The organism is Aeromonas aquatica, from assembly GCF_000764655.1.
Taxonomy (GTDB): Bacteria; Pseudomonadota; Gammaproteobacteria; order Enterobacterales; family Aeromonadaceae; genus Aeromonas; species Aeromonas aquatica.
Genome location: NZ_JRGL01000155.1, coordinates 41555 through 60865, shown reverse-complemented (window position 1 = coordinate 60865; position 19311 = coordinate 41555). Strand labels below are relative to the sequence as shown.

15 protein-coding genes are annotated in these 19311 nt (G+C 61.9%); all 15 read right to left on the bottom strand.

Annotated features, from left to right (window positions below; all coding sequences use genetic code 11):
- Positions 1-22: 22 nt before the first annotated feature.
- The 15 genes from secA to ftsL all read right to left on the bottom strand — a co-directional run bounded on the left by secA (position 23) and on the right by ftsL (position 19311).
- Positions 23-2743, bottom strand: a complete 2721-nt coding sequence (gene secA, locus LG30_RS0119375) for a preprotein translocase subunit SecA (protein ID WP_033132334.1) — start codon at positions 2741-2743, stop codon at positions 23-25.
- Positions 2744-2802: 59 nt separating this feature from the next.
- Positions 2803-3708 carry a M23 family metallopeptidase gene (locus tag LG30_RS0119370; RefSeq protein WP_033132333.1) on the bottom strand — a complete coding sequence of 302 codons (906 nt, stop codon included), beginning with the start codon at positions 3706-3708 and terminating at the stop codon, positions 2803-2805.
- A gap of 140 nt (positions 3709-3848) precedes the next feature.
- Positions 3849-4772 (bottom strand): UDP-3-O-acyl-N-acetylglucosamine deacetylase, encoded by a 924-nt coding sequence (lpxC, locus tag LG30_RS0119365; protein ID WP_033132332.1) that lies wholly within the window; start codon positions 4770-4772, stop codon positions 3849-3851.
- Between the two features lie 101 nt (positions 4773-4873).
- Complete coding sequence (ftsZ, locus tag LG30_RS0119360; protein ID WP_033132331.1) at positions 4874-6025, bottom strand: cell division protein FtsZ; 1152 nt, start codon at positions 6023-6025, stop codon at positions 4874-4876.
- A 40-nt stretch (positions 6026-6065) separates the two neighbouring features.
- Positions 6066-7325 (bottom strand): cell division protein FtsA, encoded by a 1260-nt coding sequence (gene ftsA / locus LG30_RS0119355; protein ID WP_033132330.1) that lies wholly within the window; start codon positions 7323-7325, stop codon positions 6066-6068.
- Positions 7306-8058: a cell division protein FtsQ/DivIB gene (locus LG30_RS0119350; RefSeq protein WP_033132329.1), complete on the bottom strand. Its 753-nt coding sequence runs from the start codon at positions 8056-8058 to the stop codon at positions 7306-7308. The genes ftsA and LG30_RS0119350 overlap by 20 nt, the downstream gene beginning before the upstream one ends.
- A 96-nt stretch (positions 8059-8154) precedes the next feature.
- Positions 8155-9609 carry a UDP-N-acetylmuramate--L-alanine ligase gene (murC, locus tag LG30_RS0119345; RefSeq protein WP_033132328.1) on the bottom strand — a complete coding sequence of 485 codons (1455 nt, stop codon included), beginning with the start codon at positions 9607-9609 and terminating at the stop codon, positions 8155-8157.
- A 10-nt stretch (positions 9610-9619) separates the two neighbouring features.
- Complete coding sequence (gene murG, locus LG30_RS0119340) at positions 9620-10687, bottom strand: undecaprenyldiphospho-muramoylpentapeptide beta-N-acetylglucosaminyltransferase (RefSeq protein ID WP_033132327.1); 1068 nt, start codon at positions 10685-10687, stop codon at positions 9620-9622.
- Positions 10684-11868 (bottom strand): cell division protein FtsW, encoded by a 1185-nt coding sequence (gene ftsW / locus LG30_RS0119335; protein ID WP_033132326.1) that lies wholly within the window; start codon positions 11866-11868, stop codon positions 10684-10686. The genes murG and ftsW overlap by 4 nt, the downstream gene beginning before the upstream one ends.
- A gap of 79 nt (positions 11869-11947) precedes the next feature.
- Positions 11948-13231, bottom strand: coding sequence for a UDP-N-acetylmuramoyl-L-alanine--D-glutamate ligase (murD, locus tag LG30_RS0119330; protein WP_033132325.1), 1284 nt, complete (start codon positions 13229-13231; stop codon positions 11948-11950).
- Positions 13232-13234: 3 nt separating this feature from the next.
- Complete coding sequence (gene mraY / locus LG30_RS0119325; protein ID WP_033132324.1) at positions 13235-14317, bottom strand: phospho-N-acetylmuramoyl-pentapeptide-transferase; 1083 nt, start codon at positions 14315-14317, stop codon at positions 13235-13237.
- Positions 14311-15666: a UDP-N-acetylmuramoyl-tripeptide--D-alanyl-D-alanine ligase gene (locus LG30_RS0119320; protein ID WP_033132323.1), complete on the bottom strand. Its 1356-nt coding sequence runs from the start codon at positions 15664-15666 to the stop codon at positions 14311-14313. Before LG30_RS0119320 ends, mraY begins: the two co-directional genes overlap by 7 nt.
- A complete protein-coding gene (gene murE, locus LG30_RS0119315) occupies positions 15663-17147 on the bottom strand; it encodes a UDP-N-acetylmuramoyl-L-alanyl-D-glutamate--2,6-diaminopimelate ligase (RefSeq protein ID WP_033132322.1) in 1485 nt (494 codons plus the stop codon). Before murE ends, LG30_RS0119320 begins: the two co-directional genes overlap by 4 nt.
- Positions 17148-17236: 89 nt before the next feature.
- Positions 17237-19000: a penicillin-binding transpeptidase domain-containing protein gene (locus LG30_RS0119310; protein ID WP_033132321.1), complete on the bottom strand. Its 1764-nt coding sequence runs from the start codon at positions 18998-19000 to the stop codon at positions 17237-17239.
- On the bottom strand, positions 18997-19311 hold the full coding sequence (gene ftsL, locus LG30_RS0119305) for a cell division protein FtsL (protein ID WP_033132320.1): 315 nt from the start codon (positions 19309-19311) through the stop codon (positions 18997-18999). Before ftsL ends, LG30_RS0119310 begins: the two co-directional genes overlap by 4 nt.

Genomic DNA, 19311 nt, shown 5'->3' with positions numbered 1-19311 from the left:
GTGCATGGAGCCTGACAACGGATCAGGTCAACTGACCGTGGCAGTGCTTGTATTTCTTGCCGGATCCACAAGGGCAGGGATCGTTGCGGCCGATCTTCTGCTCATCTCGCACGAAGGTCACCGGCGCCGCTTCGGCCTGGGCCTCTTCGTCGGCCAGCTGATTCTCGGCGGCGGCATGGGTATAGGTGCGAGGAGCCGCTTCCGCCTGTTGGCGCTGCTGCTCTTCCATCGCCTCTACGTCGCGCTCCTGCACCTGAACCCGGCTCAGGATGCTGACCACGTCGCGCTTGAGGGTTTCCAGCATCTGGGTAAACAGATCGAAGGACTCGCGCTTGTACTCCTGCTTGGGGTTCTTCTGGGCGTAGCCGCGCAGATGGATGCCCTGACGCAGGTGATCCATGGCCGCCAGATGCTCCTTCCACAGGCCATCCAGGGTCTGCAGCATCACCGCCTTCTCGAAGTTGCGCAGCACCGATGTGCCGACCAGCTCTTCCTTATGGGCATACAGCTTGGTGGCCTCTTCCAGAATTCGCTCGCGCAGCTTCTCTTCGTACAGCTTGTCATCTTCCGCCAGCCACTGCTGCAGCGGCAGATCCAGTGCGAAATCGGCTTTCAGGCGCGCTTCCAGACCCGGCACGTCCCACATCTCTTCCAGGGACTGGGGCGGAATGTACTCATCGATGATGGCGCCATAGACGTCGTCACGAATGACGTGGATGGTGTCGGAGATGTCATTGGTATCCAGCAGCTCGTTGCGCTGCTCATAGACCACTTTACGCTGATCATTCGCTACGTCATCGAACTCGAGCAGGTTTTTACGGATGTCGAAGTTGCGACCCTCCACCTTGCGCTGGGCGTTCTCGATGGCCTTAGTCACCCAGGGGTGCTCGATGGCCTCTCCCTCTTCCATGCCCAGCTTCTTCATCATGCCGGTCACGCGATCGGAGGCGAAGATACGCATCAGGGTATCTTCCATGGAGAGGTAGAAACGGGAAGAACCCGGGTCACCCTGACGACCGGAACGGCCGCGCAGCTGGTTGTCGATACGGCGGGACTCATGGCGCTCGGTGCCGATGATGTGCAGGCCGCCGGCGGCCAGCACTTCATCGTGGCGGATCTGCCAGGCGGCCTTGATCTCGCGGATCTGCTCGTCGGTCGGATTCTCCAGCGCGGCGATCTCGGCCTGCCAGTTGCCACCCAGCACTATATCGGTACCACGACCGGCCATGTTGGTGGCGATGGTCACGGCACCAATCTGGCCGGCCTGGGCGACGATCTCCGCTTCCATGGCGTGGAACTTGGCATTCAGCACCTTGTGCGGGATGTTCTCCTTGTTCAGGATGCCGGACAGCAGCTCGGAGTTCTCGATGGAGACGGTACCCACCAGTACCGGCTGGCCACGGGAGACGCAACCGCGAATGTCTTCGACGATGGCGGCATACTTTTCCTGAGCGGTCAGGTAGACCAGATCGCCCATATCTTTGCGCACCATCGGCTGGTTGGTCGGGATGACCACGGTATCCAGACCATAAATCTGTTGGAATTCAAAGGCTTCGGTATCGGCGGTACCCGTCATCCCCGCCAGCTTGTCATACAGACGGAAGTAGTTCTGGAAGGTGATTGAGGCCAGGGTCTGGTTCTCGTTCTGGATCTTGACCCCTTCCTTCGCCTCGACGGCCTGATGCAGACCATCGGACCAGCGACGGCCCGGCATGGTACGGCCGGTGTGCTCGTCGACGATGACGATCTCGTCCTTCTGCACTATGTAGTCGACGTTGCGCTCAAACAGGGTATGGGCGCGCAGACCGGCGTTGACGTGGTGCAGCAGGCTGATGTTGGTGGCGGAGAACAGGGAGTCCTCCTCCGCCAGCAGCCCCTCTTTCTTGAGCAGCTCTTCCACGAAGATCTGGCCGTTTTCGGTCAGCAGTGCCTGACGGTTCTTCTCGTCCACCGTGTAGTGGCCGTCACCTGTGTACTCTTCAGAGTCTTCCTTGTCCTGCTTGACCAGCAGCGGGATCAGCTTGTTGATCTGGGTATACATGGCGGAGCTGTCTTCCGCCGGACCTGAGATGATGAGCGGGGTACGGGCTTCATCGATGAGCACGGAATCCACCTCATCCACCAGCGCGTAGTTGAGCGGACGCTGCACGCGCTGCTCCGGCGAGAACGCCATGTTGTCGCGCAGGTAGTCGAAGCCGAATTCGTTGTTGGTACCATAGGTGACGTCGGCGGCGTAGGCGTCGCGCTTCTGGGACGCATCCATGCCGGGCACGTTGCAGTCGACCGTCATGCCGAGGAAGGTGAACAGCGGGCGGTTCGCCTCAGCATCACGCTTGGCCAGATAGTCGTTCACCGTCACCACGTGCACGCCACGACCGCTCAGGGCGTTCAGATAAGCCGGCAGAGTCGCGGTAAGCGTCTTACCTTCACCGGTCTTCATCTCGGCGATGCGGTTGGAGTTCAGCACCATACCGCCGATCAGCTGCACGTCGAAGTGACGCATGCCAAACACCCGGCGGGAGGCTTCGCGCACGGTGGCGAACGCTTCCGGCAACAGCTGTTCCAGCGTCTCACCCTGCTCAAGACGCTGACGGTACTCAGCGGTCTTGGCCTGCAGCTCCTGATCGGACAGTGCCTCGAACTGAGGCTCCATCGCATTGATCTGTTTTACAATTTTGCGCAAAGCCTTGAGCGTTCTGTCGTTCCGGCTGCCGATAATCTTGGTGAGCAGTGTGCTAATCATGGGTACCAACTGTTTTGGTTATATTTGAGCGTTCCGTCACTGGAACCTGAAGAAAAAACCTAACCCCGTCTGGCATTCAGAAAGCGTGCGGGGTTGACCTGACGACCATCTTTCAACACTTCATAATGCAAATGCACCCCGGTCGCGCGACCGGTTCGCCCCATCAGGGCTATCTTCTGGCCCTCATCGACCAGGGTGCCCACATCCACCAACAACTTGGAGTTGTGGGCATAGCGGGTCACCAGACCATTGCCATGGTCAATCTCGACCATGTTGCCAAATTCCGGGTGGCGGCCTGACCAGCTGACGATCCCCTTGCCGGTGGCCAGGATGGGTGTGCCGGGCTTGCCACGGAAATCCACCCCCTTGTGCATCTTGGCGCGGCCGTTGAACGGATCGACCCGGCCACCGAAGCCGGAGGAGATCCAGACCCGCTCCTGCTTGACCGGCGAGCCGGCAATAAAACCGGCATCGGTGATATGGTGATTCATGATGAAAGATTCAAGTACCGACAGTTGCTCTTCACGGCTGCTGAGCTGTCGGCTGAGATGTTTCATGGAATCTTGCAGCTCGTTGAGGCTGACTTCGAGATCGGTATCGTAGGAAGGACCGCCCATGGGAGGCAGTTCCTTGAAGTTGAATTCTTCGGGATCGAGGTCTGCCTTTTCGGTCAGCCGCTCGCCGAGCGCATTGAGACGACCCAGCTGCCCCTGCATGGTGCCCACCTGGGCGGCCAGCATGGCGAGCTGTTCGCGGGCTTCATCGGCCCCTTGCGTGGATTTTTGCTGTTCGGCCATGGCCAGCGCGACTTCCAGCGCCTCCATCTGCTGGTGCCAGCTCTGCCAGAGCCAACCACCACTCAGGGCCAATACAGTGAAGAGGATACCGCCGACCCAGGCCAGACGTTGTTTGGGTAAGTGCAACTTGCGGCGCTGCTTACCGTTGAGGATCAGGGTAATGCTCATAGAAATATGTCTTCTCGGTCAGGTGAGGCCAGGAGCCAGCACGGGCAATAAAACCGGGAGATAATCGGTATTAAAGGATGGAATAAACAAATGACGGGACGTCGGTGCGGAGAGATGACCGACGTCCCGTTGCACAGCTATCAGGCCAGAACCAGACCGTTATCGTAGTAAGCGATAGGCGCTTTCTCGCCCTCACCCTCGAAGGTCACCAGTTCCCAGGCCTCCTGCTTGGCCAGCAAGGCACGCAGCAGTTTGTTGTTCAGGGCATGGCCCGTCTTGTAGGCGCGGAATTCGCCGATGATGCTGCGGTTGCACATATACAGATCACCGATCGCATCCAGCATCTTGTGCTTGACGAACTCGTCTTCGTAACGCAGACCATCTTCGTTCAGCACCCGATAGTCATCCAGCACCACGGCATTTTCCAGGCTTCCGCCCAATGCCAAGTTCTGGGACCGCAGGTACTCGATGTCGCGCATGAAGCCGAAGGTACGGGCACGACTGATCTCTTTCACGAAAGAGCTGCCGGAGAAGTCCAGCACGCAACGCTGGTTGCGGCCTTCAAACACCGGGTGCTGGAAATCGATCTCGAGATCCATCTTGAAGCCGTTGCGATAGGGGTGGAATTCCGCCCACTTGTCGCCGTCTTCAACCCGGACGCTCTGCTTGATCCGCACAAACTGCTTGGGAGCGCTCTGTTCACGAATACCCACTTCTTGCAGCAGGTAGATGAACGGATGCGCACTGCCATCCATCACCGGGATTTCGGGCGCATCAACCTCTACGTAGAGGTTGTCGATCCCCATCCCGGCCAGGGCGGCAGACAGATGTTCGATGGTCGACACGCGGACACCGGCTTCGTTTACCAAAGCGGTACAAAGCACGGTATCACGCACCTGATCGGCGTTGGCTGGCAGCGCTACAACAGGATTCAGATCGGTACGCAAGTAAACGATCCCTGTGTTAACAGGTGCCGGACGGAACGTCATTGTGACTTTCCGGCCCGAATGCAGGCCCACACCGGTGGCCTGAACACTCGTTTTCAAGGTTCTTTGTCTAATCATGGGTGTATCCGCTCAACAGCTCAAATTCCTGACCAGATGGTCGTTGCCGGGCCATCTTAGCACAATCCTTAAGCAACAAACAAACCAGAGCCATCAGAGGCTTAGTCAGCTTGTTTGCGCAGGAACGCAGGAATATCGAGATAATCCGGTTCGCGACGAGCTTGCGGCTCGGCGTTCACCACCTTGGCCGGGGCCTCTTCCATCACGCGAGACTGCAGGGCTTCGCTGATCAGGGGCTGACGGGCCGGACGTTCCTGGACCATGTTATTTTTCACGAGCGTGATGTCGGGCTTGCGCTCGGCACCGATACCGGTCGCGACCACGGTGACACGCAGTTCGTCGTGCATTTCAGGGTCGATTACGGTACCCACCACCACGGTGGCGTTCTCGGAGGCGAAGGCCTTGACCGCGTTGCCCACGGTTTCGAACTCTTCGATGGTCATGTCCATGCCGGCGGTGATGTTGACCAGGATGCCACGGGCACCGGCCAAGTCCACGTCTTCCAGCAGCGGGCTAGAGATGGCTTTCTCGGCGGCTTCTTCGGCACGGTCATCACCGGAAGCAGAACCTGTCCCCATCATGGCGGTACCCATCTCGCGCATCACGGTACGCACGTCCGCGAAGTCGACGTTGATCAAGCCCGGGCGGGTGATCAGCTCGGCAATGCCCTGTACTGCACCCAGCAGGACGTCGTTGGCCGCCTTGAAGGCGTCCAGCAGGGAGATGCCACGACCCAGCACCTTCAGCAACTTGTCGTTGGGGATGGTGATCAGGGAGTCGACGTTCTTGGACAGCTCTTCGATACCGTGAGCGGCGAAGCCCATCCGCTTCTTCCCTTCGAAGGAGAACGGCTTGGTCACGACGGCAACGGTCAGGATACCCATCTCGCGGGCCACTTCGGCCACGATGGGGGCAGCACCCGTACCTGTACCACCGCCCATGCCGGCGGCGATGAACACCATGTCTGACCCGGTCAGCAGCTCGCGCAGTGCTTCCCTGTCTTCCAGGGCGGCGTCACGACCCACATCCGGGCTGGCTCCGGCACCCAGTCCCTTGGTGATACCACTGCCGATCTGCAGAGTGGTGTTGGCACTGGAGTTGCGCAGCGCCTGGGCGTCGGTGTTGATGGTAATGAACTCAACACCCTCGATGTTTTGACGAACCATGTGCTCGACTGCGTTGCCGCCGCCGCCACCCACACCTATCACCTTGATGACGGCTTCGTCAGTGTGGCTATCCATAAATTCAAACATGTTGTCTCTCCGCTTTATTTGCTGACTGACGCAAAATTTTTTAGAACTCGCCACGCAGCCAGTTGCTGACCCGTTTGACCAGGCCACCCACGCTTGCCTTGGCGGCATATTCCTTGCTACTGCCGGTGGATTGATGGGTACGGCCATATTGCAGCAGCCCGACCGCAGTCGAGTACACCGGCGCCTGCACGTAATCACTCAATCCACGAATATTCATGGGCTCGCCCACCCGGACCTGGCTCTGGAAGATCTGCTCTGCGCACTCCACAATGCCTTCGATCTGGGCCGCGCCACCGGTCAATACCACACCGGCCGCCAGCTGATGCTTGACCCCCTGCGCCTTCAACTCGCTCTGCACCCGCACCAGCTCATCATTCACCATGGAGAGCAACTCGGTGTAACGGGGTTCAATCACTTCAGCCAGTGTCTGCCGCTGCAGGCTGCGCGCCGGACGGCCGCCGACACTGGGGACTTCAATATTGTCTTCCTTGCTGACCAGTCGGCCCAGGGCGCAACCGTAGCGCACCTTGATCGCCTCCGCGTCCAGCGGCGGTGTGCCGAAGGCGTAGGCGATGTCGCTGGTCACTGTGCTGCCGGCATAGGGGATCACCTTGGTATGGCGCAGGGCACCACCGGTAAACAGCGACATGTCCATGGTGCCACCCCCGATGTCCACCACGCAGACACCCAGTTCCTTCTCGTCTTCCGTCAGCACCGCATAGCTGGAGGCCAGCGCCGAGAAGATCAGCTGATCCACCCGCAGACCGACCTTCTCAACGCATTTCTCGATGTTGCGAGCCATGTCGTTGTGGCAGGTGATCAGGTGCACCTTGGCCGCCATCCGCACGCCGGACAGGCCGACCGGATTCTTGATCCCTTCCTGATAGTCGATGGCAAACTCCTGGGGCAGCACGTGTAGCACCCGCAGCTCATCGGACAGTCGCACCGACTTGGCGGTGTGGATGACGTTATCCACGTCCTCCTGGGTCACCTCCTCATCGGAGATGGGCACCATGCCGGTCTCGTTGCGACAATCGATGTGCTTGCCTGACAAGCCCAGATAGACGGAGCTTATCTGGCAGTCGGCCATCATTTCTGCCTCTTCCACCGCGCGGCGCAAGGATTTGACGACGGAATCGAGGTCATTGACCCCCCCCTTCTCCATCCCGCGCGAGGCGTGGCTGCCCATGCCGATGACATTGAGCTCGCCATCCGGCAGCACTTCTCCAACCAGTACCGCCACCTTGGTCGTGCCGATATCCAGTCCGACAATCAAATTTCTATCTGCGGTGTTGGTCATTCACTTTCTCTTCGTTCTTCTTCCAGCCAACTGCCATTCCGGTGTCGTATCGAAGGTCCACGTAAGCAACCCGCTCACGGGGTTCGATGACCGGGAAGGCATCGATAAACCGCTGCAGGCGAAGCGCGATGTCCGAGCGCCCCACAAACAGCTGAATGTTGCCATCCAGGGTCAGTTCCCAGGCATGGCGGGGGGTCAGATTCACCCCCAGCAACTTGTATCCCTTGGCAGCCAGCTGCGCCTCGTATTGATGGCTCGCCTCCAGCACCTTGGCAGCCTGATCATCGGGCCCGGACAACTGCATCAGGGGTGTCTTCACCCTGTCCGGGGCACTGAATACCTCACCCTTGGTGTTGACGAAGCGGTTGCCATTCCAGCGTGCCGCCACCGCCTGTTCGGTGAGGTAGACCTTGATCTTGTTCGGCCACTTCTTGCGGACCGAGACCTGGGCTACCCAGGGCAGGGCGTTCAACCGCCCCTGCAATTCGTTCACATCCAGCTCGAAGAAGTTGCGCAGCTCGGCACCATCCAGCACGGCATCACGCAGCTCATCGGCTTTCAAATATTCGTGTTGCCCCTGCAGCAACAGCTCGCTCATGGGCAACCGACTGGCATCCGTCAGCCAATCTTTAACATCCAGCGCAGTCTGGTAGAGCCCCCACATGACCAGGATGAAAAATCCCACCCCGATGATGAAGCCCCCCTTGGTGCGCCCTTGTGCCCTTGCCTCCACCCGATCTATCCCCGTTTAGCGCGCCATGCCGGCCCTTGCAGACCGGTTCGCCATTATATAGGCCCCGGCTTGGCGGTCAAAACACTCATTGGGCCCTCAGGCGCCGGATTTCATGCTATCTACGCTCAATTTCATCTCACCGAGACGGCGAGCCAGCGCTCCAACGTTCCCGGCCCCCTGGGTCAACACCAGATCCCCTTCACCGATAAGCTCCGCCAGCACCGCAGGCACATCGTCCGGCGTTGCGACAAAGATGGGTTCCAGGCTGCCGCGGGAGCGGATAGAACGGCACAGGGCACGACCATCGGCGCCGGGAATGGGCTCTTCACCGGCGGCATAGACCTCCAGCATCACCAACACATCCACCTTGGAGAGCACGTCGGCAAAGTCTTCGTAAAGATCCCGGGTACGGCTGTAGCGGTGGGGCTGGAACACCATGACCAGTCGCTTCTCCGGCCAACCGGCACGGGCGGCGTTGATGGTGACCTTGACCTCGCTCGGATGATGACCGTAGTCATCCACCAGCATGGCCTTGCCACGGCCGGTCTCGAACTCGCCATATTGCTGGAAACGGCGCCCCACCCCTTCAAATTTGGCGAGCGCCTGGATGATGGCCTCGTCGCCGATGCCGTCTTCGGTCGCCACCGCGATGGCAGCGGCGGCATTGAGTGCGTTATGCACCCCGGGCAGGTTCAGGGTGACCAGCAGCTCACCGGCATCCTTGCGGCGCACCCGGAAACGGCTGCGGTTGCTGGTCTGCACGAAGTCCAGTACCTGCACATCGGCGTCGTCAGACAGGCCGTAGGTCAGAGTCGGGCGAGCGATCTCCGGCAGCAGGCCACGGATCACGGGATCGTCCACACAGACCACCGCCAGCCCGTAGAATGGCAGGTTGTGCAGGAAGTCGATGAAGGTGGCTTTGAGCTTGGAGAAGTCGCCGCCATAGGTGTCCATGTGATCCGCTTCGATGTTGGTCACGATGGATACCATGGGCTGCAGATGCAGGAAGGAGGCATCGCTCTCGTCCGCCTCGGCAATCAGGTAACGGCTGCTACCCAGGCGAGCATTGGTGCCGGCGCTGTTGAGCAGGCCGCCGATGACGAAGGTCGGATCTCTATCGGCCTCGGCATAGATGCTCGCCACCAGACTGGTGGTGGTGGTCTTGCCATGGGTGCCGGCGACGGCGACACCGTGACGGAAGCGCATCAGCTCGGCCAGCATCTCGGCGCGGCGCACCACTGGGATGCGCAGCTCACGGGCGGCCAGCAGCTCGGGGTTGTCCTGCTTGATGGCGGTCGAAACCACCACCACGCTCGCCTCGTTCACGTGCCTGGCACTGTGACCCACGAAGATGTGGGCACCGAGCGAGGCCAGCCGTTCGGTCACCGCATTGCGGGACAGATCGGAGCCGGAGATCTGATACCCCTCGTTGGCAAGCACCTCGGCGATCCCGCCCATACCGGCACCACCGATGCCGATAAAGTGAATGCGGCGCACGCGGCGCATTTCGGGGATCACGGTACGCAGTTTTGCCAGTTCAACCTTGGTCATAGTTCTCTCTTTAGTCTGCCGCAAGCCGTTTGCATTCATCGGCAACCCGCTCGGCGGCATCGGTAATAGCGACGCGACGGGCGGCCTGGGCCATGTTCAATAGGGTTTCCCTGCGCCCGGCGAGCCAAGAGAGGCGCGCGGCCAGGGAGGCCGTGGTCAGCTCGGATTGGGGCAGGAATTCGGCCGCACCGCCGTCGACCAGAGTCAGGGCGTTGCGGGTCTGGTGATCGTCCACCGCATGGGGCAGTGGCACGAAGATGGCGGCGAGCCCGGCGGCGGCGACTTCGGAGACCGTCAGGGCTCCCGCGCGGCACACCACCAGATCGGCCCAGGCATAGGCATCGGCCATGTCCTTGATAAATTCGCTAACCTCGGCATCAACCCCCTGCTGGGTATAGGCCTCCGCCACGGCATCGCTATTGCCCTTGCCGCACTGATGGCGCACCTGGATGGGCACACCGGCGGCGGCGACGGCGGGGGGCACCTGCTCGTTGAGCACCTTGGCGCCCAGGCTGCCGCCGACGATCAGCAGACGCAGCGGCTCGGCACTGCTGCGCAGCTGCGGATCCGGCAGGGCCACCACTTCGGGACGCACTGGATTGCCGACCACGGCGGTGCGATGGCTCGGCGCAAAGGCGCCGGGGAAGGCCATCAGCACCCGCTTGGCGAGGCGCGCCAGCAGCTTGTTGGTCATGCCGGCCGCCGCGTTCTGCTCATGCAGCAGCAGGGGAATGCCGGACAGCCAGGCCGCGACGCCACCGGGGCCGGAGGCGAAGCCCCCCATGCCGAGCACCACGTCCGGGCGAATGGTCTTCAGCACCTTGCGGGCCTGCAGCACGGATTTCACAATGCGGTAGGGAGCCGCCAGCAGTCGCTTGATGCCGTTGCCACGCACCCCCTGGATGTCGATGAAGGAGATGGGGTAACCGTGGGCAGGCACCAGCTCGGCCTCCATCCGGTCGGCGGTGCCGAGCCAGTGAACGGTCCAGCCCTGGGCCTTGAGGCGATCGGCCACGGCCAGTCCGGGGAACACATGGCCCCCGGTACCACCTGCCATCACCAGTAACGTCTTGCTCACGAAACCTCCCGCACGCGCGCCTGGGCACTGGCCTGGCGCAACTCGAAATCGATACGAATCAACATGCTCACCGCCACCATCATGATGATGAGACTGGAACCGCCGTAGCTGACCAGGGGCAGGGTCAGGCCCTTGGTCGGCATCATGCCGCTGGCCGCGCCGACGTTGACGAAGGTCTGGAAGCTGAACCAGATGCCGATGCCGATGGCCAGATAGCCCTCATACAACTTCTCGGCTACCAGCGCCTGATGGCCGAGTCGCAATGCCTTGTACGCCAGTGCGAAGATGAGGAAGAGCGCACCCAGCACGCCCACATACCCCAGCTCTTCACCCAGGATGGCGAACACGAAGTCGGTGTGCGCCTCCGGCAGGTATTCCATCTTCTGGATGGAGTTGCCGAGCCCTTCACCAAACCAGCTGCCACGACCGAATGCCATCAGCGACTGGGTCAGCTGATAACCGCTGCCGAACGGGTCGGCCCAGGGGTCGAGGAAGGACGTCACTCGCCGCATCCGGTACGGCTCGGCGATGATCAGGGTCACCACAGCGCTCACCCCGACCAGAATGAGGCCGATGAACTGCACCAGCCGCGCTCCTGCCAGGAACAACATGCCAAGGGAGGTCACGAACATCACCACCACCGAGCCCAGATCCGGCTGGGCCAGCAGCAAGATGGCCACCACGAACAGCACCGCCATCGGCTTCATGAAGCCGATGAAGCGCTCACGCACCTCGTTCTGGCGACGCACCAGGTAGCCTGCCAGATAGACGAACAGCGCCAGCTTGCCAAATTCCGCAGGCTGCAGGTTAAAGGGGCCGAGCGGCAGCCAGCGGATGGAGCCGTTGACGCTACGACCCACCAGCAGCACCAGCACCAACATCAGAATGGCAAGCAACAACATGGGGCTGTTGTATTGCTGCCAGCGCGCCATGGGCACCTGCAGCACGAACCAGGAGATACCGAGCGCCATCACCAGGAAGAGGCCGTGGCGCTTCACGAACATGAAGGGATCGTTGCCCAGAGCAATGCCTTCGGGAATGGAGGCGGACGCCACTATCACCAGACCCACCGACATCAGCGCCAGCGCCAGCACCACCAGCTGCCGATCGTAGAGACCGGCGGGGCGCGCCGGTAACAACCAGCGTTGCAAGAAGCCTGCGACGACGCGAAGGGCGTTCATAGTTTCTTTACCACTTCGGTGAAGCGATCGCCGCGCGCTTCGAAGGAATTAAACCGATCCAGGCCGGTGCACGGGACGTTCATAGCTTCTTTACCAGTTCGGTGAAGCGATCGCCGCGAGCCTCGAAGGATTTGAACTGATCCAGGCTGGCACAGGCGGGGGCCAGCAGCACCCAGTCGCCAGGACGGGCATCTGCCGCAGCCTTGGCGACGGCGGCGTCAAGATCCGCAACCCGTTCGGTCTGCTCCCCCAGGGCGAGCAGCACGTCCGCATCCTGACCGAAGCAATACATGTGATCGATCTGCGTGCCGAGCAGCGCCTGCACCGGGCCGAAGTCCTGGCCCTTGCCCTGACCGCCAGCCAGCAGCAGCAAGCGGCCCTTGACCGACTCGCGCACCCCGGCCACGGCAGCCAGGGTGGCGCCCACGTTGGTGGCTTTGGAGTCGTTGATCCAGCGCACCCCGTTCACCTCCCGCACGAAGCGGGCACGGTGGGGCAGCCCTTCAAACCGGCGCAGCACCCGCAGCTGTGGCTCACGGGGAATGCCGACCGCATCGCACAGGGCCATGGCGGCCAGGGCATTGGCCTGATTGTGGGCGCCGACGATCTTCATCTCGTCCACCGCCAGCAGCGGCTCGCCGTGCAGGGTCAGCCAGTGGCGGCCGTCCAGCAGGCAGCGGCCGTAGCCGTTGCAATCCAGCCCGAAGCTCTGCCACACCTGGCCCACATCGGGCAGGGTCTGGGCATCGTCACGGTTGATCAGGATGTGCTGGGAGTGCTGATGGATCTCCTGCTTGGCGGCGCGATAGTCGGCCATGCCAGCGTAGCGATCCATGTGATCCTCGGACAGATTCAGTACCACCGAGGCGGCGGCGCGCAGGCTGTGAGTGGTCTCCAGCTGGAAGCTCGAGAGCTCCAGCACGCAGAGCTCCATCGGCTGCTTGAGCAGATCCAGCGCCGGGGTGCCGATGTTGCCACCGACTCCGACCTTGAGACCCGCCTCGGCGATCATCTCGCCCACCAGGGTAGTGACCGTGCTCTTGCCGTTGGAGCCGGTGATGGCGATGACCGGCACCTGGGTCTCGCGCACGAACAGTTCGATGTCGCCGACGATGCGCACCCCGAACTCGGCGGCGGCTTTCAGCTCAGGCGTCGCCAAGGCAATGCCCGGGCTCGCCACTATCATGTGGGCCTGCTTGAGCCGCTCCGCGTCCAGCCCCTGGATGAGCTCCACCTCGGCGGGCAGTTGATCCTTGCCTGGCGGATTGGCTCGCGTATCCATCACCAACGGCGTCACGCCGCGGCCGAGGAAGTAGTCGACGCAGGAGAGTCCGGTTTTACCGAGTCCGATGATGATGACCATGGCTTATCTCACCTTCAGGGTAGCGAGACCGAGCAACACCAGCATCAGGGTGATGATCCAGAAGCGCACTATCACGCGCGGCTCCGGCCAACCCTTCTTCTCATAGTGGTGATGGATCGGGGCCATGCGGAAGATGCGCACACCGCGCAGCTTGTAGGAACCCACCTGCAGGATCACCGAGACGGTCTCCATCACGAAGACGCCGCCCATGATCACCAGCAGGAACTCCTGACGCACCAGCACGGCGATGGTGCCGAGCGCCCCCCCGAGGGCCAGGGAACCGACGTCCCCCATGAAGACCTGGGCAGGATAGGTATTGAACCAGAGGAAGCCAAGACCAGCGCCGACGATGGCGGTACAGACGATCACCAGCTCGGAGGTATAGGGCACATAGGGAATATGCAGATAGTTGGCGAAGTTGACGTTGCCGGTCGCCCAGGCGATGAGCGCGAAGCCCCCCGCCACCATCACGGTCGGCATGATGGCCAGACCATCCAGGCCGTCGGTCAGGTTGACCGCGTTGGAGGTACCGACGATGACGAAATAGGTCAGCACGATGAACATCAGGCCGAGCTGCGGCATCACATCCTTGAGGAAGGGCACCACCAGCTGGGTCTGGCCATCGTGGGTGGCCGTCGCGTAGAGGAAGACGGCCACCGCCAGCGCCACCGCCGACTGCCAGAAATACTTCCAGCGGGCGATCAGGCCGTCGGTATTCTTGCGCACCACCTTGAGGTAGTCGTCAGCAAAACCGATGGCGCCGTAGGCACCCAGCACGAACAGCACCAGCCAGACATAGGGGTTGTCGAGGCGACTCCAGAGCAACACAGAGATGAAGATGGCGGCGATGATCATCAGGCCCCCCATGGTCGGGGTACCCTTCTTGCTCAGGTGGGATTCAGGACCGTCGTTGCGGATCACCTGGCCGAATTTCATGATCTGCAGGCGACGGATGAGGCGTGGCCCCATCCAGAGCGCCACCGTCAGACCGGTGATGATCGACAGGATGGCACGAAACGTCAGGTAGGAGAAGACGTTGAAGAAGGTGAAGTGCGGGGTGAGCAGTTCTGCCAGCCAGACTAGCATGTGGCTGACTCCTGACGGTCCACGACCATCTTGACGATATCTTCCATGCGGGAGCCACGGGCGCCCTTGACCAGTATCGAAATTTCTTGATGTGTATTTATCATTTGCGCAAGCACTTCAAACAACGATGCCTTGTTATCGAAATGTCGGCCAGCCGCGGCATCTGCGGTGTGACGACTCTGTTCCCCTACGGTCAGCACGGCGTCAAGGCCCTGCTCGCTGGCGTGGCGTCCGACCCGGGCGTGTTGCTCGGCGGACTCCTCACCCAACTCCTTCATGTCACCGAACACCAGCACCTTGTAGCCGCCCATGGCGGTCAGGGCGTCGATGCCTGCCAGCACGGATTCCACGCTGGCGTTGTAGGTGTCATCCACCAAGGTGAGACCACCCCAGCGTTGCACGCAGAAGCGGCCCTTGACCGGCGCCATCTGCTCCAGCCCCGCCTTCACCGAGGCGAGTGATGCGCCGAGCGCGAGGCAACCGGCGGTGGCGGCCAGGGCGTTGGCCACGTTGTGACGACCCGGGATCGCCAGGGTCAGGCTCACCTCTCCCTGGGGTGTCACCAGAGTGCCCTGGGCACAACCTTCTGTGTTGAAGCGGATGTCGCGGGCGTGGAACGGCTGACCTTGATCCTCGATGGAGAAGGCGCAATGAATGCCCTTCGCCTGCCACTTGGGCCAGAACTCGTTGTCGGCGTTGACGATGGCCGCGCCTTGTTCACGCAAGCCTTCGAAGATCTCGCTCTTGGCGTGGAAAACTCCTTCCAGGGAGCCGAAGCCCTCCAGATGGGCCGCCGCCACGTTGTTGATAATGGCGGCATCGGGCTGGGCCAGGGAGGTAGTCCAGGCAATCTCGCCGGGGTGGTTCGCCCCCAGCTCCATCACTGCGAACCTGTGTTGCGGCTCGAGGCGCAGCAGGGTGAGCGGCACCCCTACCTCGTTGTTGAAGTTGCCGGCGGTGGCCAGCACCTCCCCTTCGTGGCGCAGGATGGCAGTCGCCATCTCCTTGACCGTGGTCTTGCCACAGCTGCCGGTGATGGCCAGCACTTTCGGGTTGATGCACTCACGCACCAGCTTGCCGAGACGGCCCAGCCCCTTGAGGCTGTCAGTCACGACAAGCTGGGGCACGGCCAGCGGCAGTTCACGTTCCACCAGCAGGGCAGAGGCCCCTGCGGCAACGGCCTGCTCGCAAAAATCGTGGGCGTCGAATCGCTCGCCGCGCAGGGCGACGAACAGCGCGCCGGCACCCAGGGTGCGGGTGTCGGTACTGACCGCCGTGATCTCGGCATCGCCGCCGATCAGACGGGCATCGAGTACCTGCGCCAGGTCGGCAAGCCTGAGGGTCATCATCTGAATGACTCCAATAATGTGTGCAAGGCGGCCGCGACGGTTTCCCGATCGCTGTAGTGCCGCTTGTCGGTTCCAATGATCTGATAATCCTCGTGGCCCTTACCGGCCACCAGGATGATGTCCTGCTTGCTCGCCTGACCGAGCGCCAGTGCGATCGCCCTGGTTCTGTCGTGCTCGATCTGCACGACGGCGGGATCGCGAAGACCCGCCACCATGTCCGCCATGATCTGGGCCGGCTCCTCGGTACGGGGATTGTCGTCGGTCAGGATCACGCGATCCGCATACTGTTCTGCCATGGCAGCCATCATGGGACGCTTGCCGCGATCCCGGTCGCCACCACAGCCCACCAGACACCAGAGTTGACCCTCGCAGTGCACCCGCAGGGCCTGCAGGGCTTTTTCCAGCGCATCCGGGGTATGGGCATAATCGACCACGGCGAGCGGCGCATTGCCGCCCCCGAAGCACTCCATGCGGCCGGTCACCGCTTGCAATCTCGGTGCACTCGCCAGCAGGGCGTCGAACTCATAGCCGAGCACCAGCATGGCGCCCATCGCCGCCAGCACATTGCTGACGTTGAAGCGGCCGAGCAAGGGGGCGGATAATACACCATTCCCCCAGCTGGAGTTAATCCTGGTGTGAAAACCTTGTTGGTGGAAATGGGGATCCTGCGCCGTTAACTGTCGCCCCGGATGGTTTTCAATCGGGCCATTCACCCCGAACGCCACGGCCTCGGGATAACGTGCCAGCCATGCCTGCCCCACCTCGTCGTCGGCATTGATGACCGCATTGGGCTCATCGACCAGCTTCAGCAGCTCTTCCTTGGCGGCGCCATAGGCCTCCATGGTGCCGTGATAATCCAGATGATCCCGGCTCAGGTTGGTGAACACGGTCGCCGCGAACGGCAGGGCTGAGACTCTGTGCTGTACCAGACCGTGGCTGGAGACCTCCATCGCCACCAGATCAGCCCCCTGCTGTTGCAGGGCTGCCAGATTGGCCTGTACCTCCACTGCGCTACCCGTGGTGTTCTGTGCTTCCACCAGCTCACCAAACAGGCCGTTGCCTATGGTGCCCATCACCCCGGCCTTGCCCCCCAGCAGGGTACGCCAGTTGGCCACCAGCAGCGCCGTGGTGCTCTTGCCGTTGGTGCCGGTGATGCCGACCAGTTGCAGCTTGTGCGCGGGCTGATCGTAAAAATAACCGGCCAACTCGGAGAGTCTGGCGGGCAGCGCAGGGATCCCGAAGCAGGGCACGGTCAGCTCGGGCGCGACGAATTCCCCGTCCTCCTCAAACAGCACGGCGGCGGCACCTTGTGCCACCGCCTGTTCGATGAAGCGTCGGCCATCCACCTGATGCCCGCGGACGGCGACGAAGAGGCAACCTGGCCCCGCCCGCCGACTGTCCAGCTGGATATCGGTGAGGGGGAGCGCCGGGGCATGGATGCCTAGGGGGCGCAGCAGTTGATCAAGTACGCGGTGCGACATGGGAAGCCTCCGCATGGGCAGGAATGCAGACGCTCACACCGCAAAACAGCATGGAATACACCCCGGAACCGATGGGATAGAGGGGCAGATCAGGTGCGCGGTGCAAGGGGAGCCTCCGTACGGGCAAGTTTGGCGGGTACCTCTGCGGGCACCGCGTCGGGACGAATGTTGAAGAGTTGCAGCACGCCGCCCATGGCCTCGGCGAACGGCGGTGTCGCGACGGCGCCACCGTAGTAGGCGCTGCCCTTGGGTTCGTTGATCACCACCACCATGACGAAGCGGGGGTTGCTGGCGGGAGCGAAGCCGGCAAACCAGGCCATGTAGTCCTTGCCGTAACCACCGGCGACCGCAACCTTGGCGGTACCACTCTTGCCGCCGACCCGGTAACCCGGGATCTGCGCCTTAGGAATGGCGTTGCTGACCACATACTCCAGCGCCTGCAACATGGCGGTGGCATTGTTGTGATCGATGACCTGCTCACCCTTGGGCGGAGTGGTCACCTTGATGATGGAAAGCGGCACCCGCTTGCCCTTGTTGGCCAGGGTGGCGTAGGCGGAGGCCAGTTGCAGCGGGGTGACCCGCAGACCGTAGCCAAACGACAGAGTCGCCCGCTCGATGTCGGACCAACGGCGACGCTGGGGCAGCATGCCGCTGCTCTCACCCATCAGGCCACTGCCGGTGTCCATGCCAAAGCCGACCATGCTGAGGGTATTGATCATTTCCTGCGCCGGCATCCGCAGCGCGATGCGCGACATGCCGATGTTGGAGGAGTAGCGCAGGATGTCGTACAGGTTGGTCGCCTTGTGAATACTCACATCGCGGATCTGCTTGGCCCCGATAAACAGTGGCCCGCCCTGGATGGTGTCCTTCCAGCTGGTGACACCCGCCTGCAAGGCACTCAACAGGATCAAGGGCTTGACGGTCGAACCCGGCTCGTAGGTATCGGTCACCACCCGGTTACGCACCCGGAAACTCTGGTACTGGCCGCGGTTGTTCGGGTTGTAGGAGGGGGTGTTGACCATGGCGAGCACCTCGCCGGTCTTCACGTCCAGCATCACCATGGAGCCGGAGGTGGCCTTGTTCTCGTCGGTGGCCCGCTTGAGGGCGCGGTAGGCCAGTGCCTGCACCCGCTGATCGATGCTCAGTTGCAGATCGTTGGCGTTCTTGCCCTCTTTGACCAGACCGAGCCGCTCGATGACCCGGCCCTGACGATCCTTGCGGACCCGCATCTCGCCCGGGGTCGCGGTCAACCACTCGTTGTAGCTGCGCTCGATCCCCTCGATGCCGCTGCCGTCGATGTTGGTCACCCCCACCAGGTGGGAGCTGATCTCGCCGGTGGGGTAGAAGCGGCGCGCCTCGGGTCGCAAGTAGATGCCACCGAGCTTGAGACCCTTGATGTATTCCGCCACCGCAGGGGTCACCTGGCGCTGCAGATAGACGAAGCGCTTGCTTGGATTTGAAATGCGGTGCTTGAGGGTGTTGATGTCGAGCTTGAGCACGGCGGAGAGCGCCAGCCAGGCGCGCTCGTTATGGATGGCGCCGGACTCGTGCACCGTCTTGGGGTCGGCCCAGACCGCTTCCACCGGCACCGACACCGCCAGCTGTTCGCCGTTGCGATCGGTGATCATGCCGCGCACGGCCTGGGTGGAGGTGGTGCGCAAGGAACGCATATCCCCTTCCTGACGCAGCCGGTCGGGATCTATCACCTGGATCCAGGCCAGACGTAGGATCAGGCCTGCAAAGGCGATACCGATGAAAAATATCAGCGTGCGAAAGCGCCACGGGTAGAGTGACGGGGCTTTCGCCTTGGCTTTGTCCTTTGCCGGTGCCTTGGTGGTGACCTTGCGTGTCATGGTTGGGTTATTACCTTCTCGGTGGTCACCAGCGGGCGAGCCATCTGCAATTTGTCCATGGCCAGACTCGCTACTCGGGAATGCTCGGCCAGGGTGCCCTGCTCCAGCAGCAGGTGTCGCCACTCGATGTTGAGCCGATCCTCTTCCGCCATCAGGTCATTCTGCTTGGCGGTCAAACCGCGAGTCATGTTGGTCACCAAGATCACCGCAAAGGCGGTAATCAGCACGGCGACGGCCAGCACAATCTGCAGCTTGTGGCGCCAGAGATCCCCGATGATCTCTTTGGACAGATGAACGCGCACCTCGCTCAT